This window comes from Roseomonas acroporae, from assembly GCF_023223525.1.
In the GTDB taxonomy this organism is placed as follows: Bacteria; Pseudomonadota; Alphaproteobacteria; order Acetobacterales; family Acetobacteraceae; genus Roseomonas_E; species Roseomonas_E acroporae.
On record NZ_JALPRX010000255.1, the window covers coordinates 1 to 624 of the forward strand.

A 624-nucleotide genomic window follows, 5' to 3' on the forward strand; every position below is an offset into this window, starting at 1 on the left:
TAGCGCGGCGCGGGCGGCGTTCAGCGCGCGGAAGGCGGCGGCCTGGGCGGCGCGGCGGGCCTCGGCACCACCGGACGTGCGGTTCGCCACGCGCAGGGCCTCGACGGCCTCGGCCATCGCCTCGCGCCGCGTGCCATTCAGCGCATGGAGAAGCTGGGGGTCGAGCGCAGTTCGGTGGCTAATGCTCAGAAGGTGCAAGGTGCCCTCGAAGCCGGCGGCGTCGAGTTCATTCCCGAAAACGGCGGTGAGGCGGGCGTCAGGCTTCGAAAGGGGCCGGGGCGAGAGGAATGACGATGGCGACCGTGACGCACCCCTACAACCCGGCCGAGCTGCTGGACACGCCCGAGGCCCGGGCCGAGTACCTGTCCCTCATCATGGCGGACGGAGACCCGGCCGAGATCAGCCAGGCGCTCGGCGTCGTGGCGCGCGCCCATGGCATGACCGCGGTGGCCAAAACGGCGGCCTGACAAGCGACAGCCCGCCCCAGGTCCGGGGCGGCTGGAGCGGCGTGTCGCCACGGCGCACCACGCCGGCCGAAAAGCGAAACCGCTGCGCTTTTGCCACCCAGTGGCGAGGTGGGATCGTGTCCCGAGCCGTGGTGTAGGAGTGGTGTGCGTGGGCTGG

General features: G+C 72.0%; 2 protein-coding genes. One reads left to right on the forward strand and one right to left on the reverse strand.

All coding sequences use genetic code 11. The features are described from left to right. Window positions 1–198: hypothetical protein (locus M0638_RS28375; protein ID WP_248670313.1), on the reverse strand; the 198-nt coding region annotated here is incomplete at its 3' end. A 95-nt stretch (window positions 199–293) separates the two neighbouring features. On the opposite strand from M0638_RS28375, the gene M0638_RS28380 reads away from it, so the two are divergent. Beyond that, window positions 294–467 (forward strand): helix-turn-helix domain-containing transcriptional regulator, encoded by a 174-nt coding sequence (locus tag M0638_RS28380; protein WP_248670314.1) that lies wholly within the window; start codon window positions 294–296, stop codon window positions 465–467. Window positions 468–624: the final 157 nt, after the last annotated feature.